Raw genomic sequence first — 4,109 nt, forward strand, 5'->3', positions numbered from 1 at the left:
ACCGGGCACCACAAAGCCCGCGCAGGGCACAACAAGCCCCTGCACACAAAATTAACGCGGGGTGGAGCAGCCCGGTAGCTCGTCAGGCTCATAACCTGAAGGTCGTAGGTTCAAATCCTACCCCCGCAACCAAATAAAATACTAAAAATCAACAGTTTATTTGGATAGAGAAATCATCTTTCCCCAAAACACAATCAACCATGGAAGCTATGCGGAAGCAAGATCAGAGCTTTTTTAGTTTCGAGGTGAAGCCCTCTGACAGATTCCTTTTGTAAGGGATCTGTCGATTGATAATGTATCAATTAAATCTAAAACCGAATAGTCCACCGTCTCTTTCGTCACTTAGGACTGTGTCTAAAACATATTGTGTAAATTGTTTTCCCCCTTCTCTTTCTGCACGTTCTAATTCATCGGAGTTAAGAGTTACGATATACTGTACGCCAGTTTTTTTAGAAAACGCTGCACCAATTTCCAAAGCTCTGGCAAATTGGACTGGCTTAATAAAAGTGGAGAGACATTGTCTCAATTTTTCTACGTTGTCTCTCGAACGTAATTGGCGATTGGTAGTCTAACGCCGAGTGTCGCCGGGTTGGATTGTAAAAGCCTTCAATGTAAAGGCCAAGTGCCTTTTTTGCCTCTTGCCGTGTCAGAAAGGCAGTTCGCCACAACATTTCTGATTTGATGGTCTTGAACACGGTTTCCACCATAGCGTTGTCGTATCAATTTCCCTTGCCGCTCATGGAAGGAATGATATGGTGCCTTGATAAGAGCCGCTGATAAGCATCGGAGCAATATTGAGAACCACGGTCGGAATGATGTATGAGCCCGTCAAGACAAGTGCGTGTCGCCAGCGCCCGATTGAGGGCGTTTGTCACCAAACCGGTCTTTAACATGGGCAAGCAGCGCCATGTCCTCACGTTGCCTAGCGCTTGCAGAGCGTTTCCTCCAGGCATAATAGCCACTGCAACTAACGCCCATAAAAGCACACAACCTAGCAACAGGCATGGAGGCGCTCTGCGCATCGATGAACCGGAACCTCATCGACTTGTCTCCTTGGCGAAGAACGCTGCCGCGTTGCGCTTGGCAAACAGCTCTACTGTTTGTTTTGCCAGCTACACTTTAAAAGGTCTCTTTCTTGACGAAGCAGTTCATTCTGTTTGCGTAACCGGGCAAGTTCCTTGCTGGCATCCTCATGCGGGCCAGAAAGCAGATCCTGGTCCCGGAACTCCCGAACCCAACGCTGCAAGCTTGAACGCGCTACACCTAAATCCTCCGCAATTTCTTTAATTCCCCGTCCACTCACCTCAACAAGCCGCACAGCTTCCCGCTTAAACTCTTCTGTATAATTTGGTCGCCCCATGAAATCCTCCTGATCTTAACTTATCAGAAGTCCCTCCACTTTTCCCCGGCCAGTCCATTTGGCCTGGTTCCAGAAATTTTCAATGCCATTAATATGATTGCGCTTATCAGCAAACAGCTCTGAATGATTTATATGAAAGTGCTTGAAATCGGATAGCTCCAGAGCAGTATATCCCCTGCAACAGTCAGTATAAACGATGCTGTCAGGGGTAACTATTTGCTCGATGATCGGTACCAACGTGGCTCTGGAAGCGTCAGGAATGACCTTTGTATAGACTTTTCCTGCCGCTCCACGACCACGCTTACCTTTGCGTTGATCGCCGAAGTAACTTTCTTCCGCATACCCAGGATGATAAACCCTTAGTCGGATTATCTGGGACAGCCTCAAACTCTTTTGTATAATTTTGTAGAGCCATGAAGGTATCCTGATTTCTATTTATCAAAAAAACCTCCATGTTTTTTAGGCCGCCACATATTATTACTCTGAGCTTTAATTTGGTAGTGCGCTCATGGCTTTGCTACTATCGTCTTGAATTAGTGCGTCAATCCTATCACGTTCACGTTCAAAGGCTGTTAGAAGCGGTCCTGTGAGTGTACGCCCCTTAGGGAGCTTGATCTTGAGCGGGTTAACAAAGCGGCCATTTACTTTCACCTCGTAGTGCAGGTGGTTGCCAGTAGAAAGACCAGTGGTGCCAACGTAACCAATTACCTGCCCTTGATAGACTTGATCGCCGCGTTTCAAATCATCTGCGATTTTGCTCATGTGGTTGTAAGTGGTCACGTAACCGTTGGCGTGGCGAATGAGCACGCGACGGCCATATCCACCACCCCAACCTGCTTTGATGACTTCGCCCTTACCAGCTGCCAAAATCGGGGTGCCACGCGGGGCTGCCCAGTCAACACCGGTGTGAAGGACCCTTTTCTTGCGTATGGGGTGGCGGCGCATGCCAAAGCCCGAGGTAAAGCGGCCAGAGGCAATTGGCTTGCGCAACAGGAATTTCTTAGCACTTTTGCCGCGTCGATCATAGAAATCGACTTCACCATCGTCAGGGCTTCTAAAGCGGTAAAAGTAGTGTTCACGTCCGTTGGCATAGACTGAGGTATACAAGATTTCCTGAATACCTTCTTTCTGCTGCTTTTCATTATCGTATAGCACTGTAAAAGTATCGTCAGGTTTGACCGTGGAGTTGTAATCAAGATCAAATGAGTAGATGCGTATCAACTCTTCGACGACGGTATTGGGGATCTGATTTTCCAGTGCCGTTTGATAGAGGCTGGTGTAGTAAGTCGGCGTTGGCCCTTTGTCTTCTCCGGGCTGATTGAGCGCGAATTGATCTGGTACGATGTCATCTACTGGTGGTGCTGAGGCAATGTAGGTCCCTTGGTCTGACAGGGCGATAGTGGCGAGATGCTGTTGATTGTCGTAGATGCTTACCCGAACCAATTCAGCTTCATTGTCATCATCTTGTGAGGGCTCAAGACCAAAGCGAAGCAGCTGGCCAGGCTGTACGTTGGATATGCCGTAGTTTTGTTTAAGTACCGCCATTATGGCTTGGGCTTGTTCCTCACTGGCTTCGTTATCCAAAAGCATATCCAGTAGTACACTGCCCTCGTTTACGGGCATGAAGCGCTCTTCAACACGCGAATGTAACTGCTTTTTTTGTGACTTGGGCTGAAAGGATACGTTTTCTTGTGTGATGCGAACTTCCAGATTCTTCAAATCCTGGTTTTCAAATGATGTGACATCATAGGTATCGCTATCCATTTCTGGATTTGCTGCGATATCAGTGTGGTTGTCGCTCATAAAGCGTGCGGCAAGTTTAACCTGCTTTTGTATTTCTGCATCTTCCAGCGGTTTTACAGGCGCGTAACCTAGGGCATCTGTTGGAAAATCGCTTTGTGAAATAGAGATTTCGCCTTCAATATTTGCACCGTAAATGCCATCTGAGGCAATGATGGCAGGTCCAACGGCTTCTCCTTGATACATTGCAATAGGATCAAAAGTTGGTATCTGGTCTGCCAATGCCTTGCTTCGATGCAGATCGAAATTTGCTTTAACCAGAGCATAGGGTTTTTCTTTAATATGATCCCTATTGCCAGTTCTTGTGACTGTATTCACATTGATGATTGTGCGATTTGATTTCGTGGGATTGAGCGGTGCCAGACGGTCGCCTTTTCCTGATGTGCTGGCGATTAAGCCATTTTCGCTATTCTTGTCTGAGCTTAATATGGCTGTTGTGTAAGAGTATTGGCCGTCGAGCGCTGCTGTTAGTGCGCCGCCCATCAACGCAATGGATGTCACTCCGGTGAGGATCGTGCCAATTAGCCAGCGGGCATTAAGCGAGCTGTTATGAGGCGTTTTCGTAGATACGCCTTCTATATGCAAAGGAGGCTCATGGCCTAACTCTATATTAGGGCGTCCACTGCTGCCGTGACTACTCAAATACATTTATAAGAATGCCCTTGTACCCAAAAGTGATTCATTTCGCTTAGCCCTACACTATCGTTAAGGAGTTGGGCGGTATTTTGTTTAATATAGCTGGATTGTACCCAAACTGTAATCATGCCTGTGTAAAAAGCAGCGGGTTCTAGGGGGAATCTAGTATGTTTTGGAGTTTTCCAAGGGTGGCGTCGAAGGGTTTTCCTCATTTCCGATGTTTTTTGTTATTTTTTATGCTTGTGGTGTTGACGGGTTGGGTTTGAGTGCCTATAAACCGCTCCACGCCAAACGGACGGGCCCCACGGGGTTG

Annotated in this window: 2 protein-coding genes, 1 tRNA gene and 2 pseudogenes; 1 reads left to right on the plus strand and 4 read right to left on the minus strand. The window is 47.3% G+C overall.

The features are described 5' to 3' along the window. The first annotated feature begins 55 nt into the window (after positions 1-55). A tRNA-Met gene (locus AYK67_RS13865) sits at positions 56-132 on the plus strand. A gap of 166 nt (positions 133-298) precedes the next feature. On the opposite strand, the gene AYK67_RS17795 is transcribed toward AYK67_RS13865, so the two are convergent. The 4 genes and pseudogenes from AYK67_RS17795 to AYK67_RS13890 form a co-directional block, all read right to left on the minus strand. Beyond that, positions 299-526, minus strand: coding sequence for a DUF2326 domain-containing protein (locus tag AYK67_RS17795; protein ID WP_082735831.1), 228 nt, complete (start codon positions 524-526; stop codon positions 299-301). Continuing rightward, positions 498-1,360: pseudogene (locus AYK67_RS16965) on the minus strand (transposase). Before AYK67_RS16965 ends, AYK67_RS17795 begins: the two are co-directional and overlap by 29 nt. A gap of 15 nt (positions 1,361-1,375) precedes the next feature. Further along, a pseudogene (locus AYK67_RS13885) lies at positions 1,376-1,696 on the minus strand (transposase); the annotation flags it as partial. A gap of 153 nt (positions 1,697-1,849) precedes the next feature. Further along, a complete protein-coding gene (locus AYK67_RS13890) occupies positions 1,850-3,745 on the minus strand; it encodes a M23 family metallopeptidase (RefSeq protein WP_208976306.1) in 1,896 nt (631 codons plus the stop codon). Positions 3,746-4,109: the final 364 nt, after the last annotated feature.

This window comes from Polycladidibacter stylochi, assembly GCF_001562055.1.
GTDB lineage: Bacteria > Pseudomonadota > Alphaproteobacteria > Rhizobiales > Stappiaceae > Pseudovibrio > Pseudovibrio stylochi.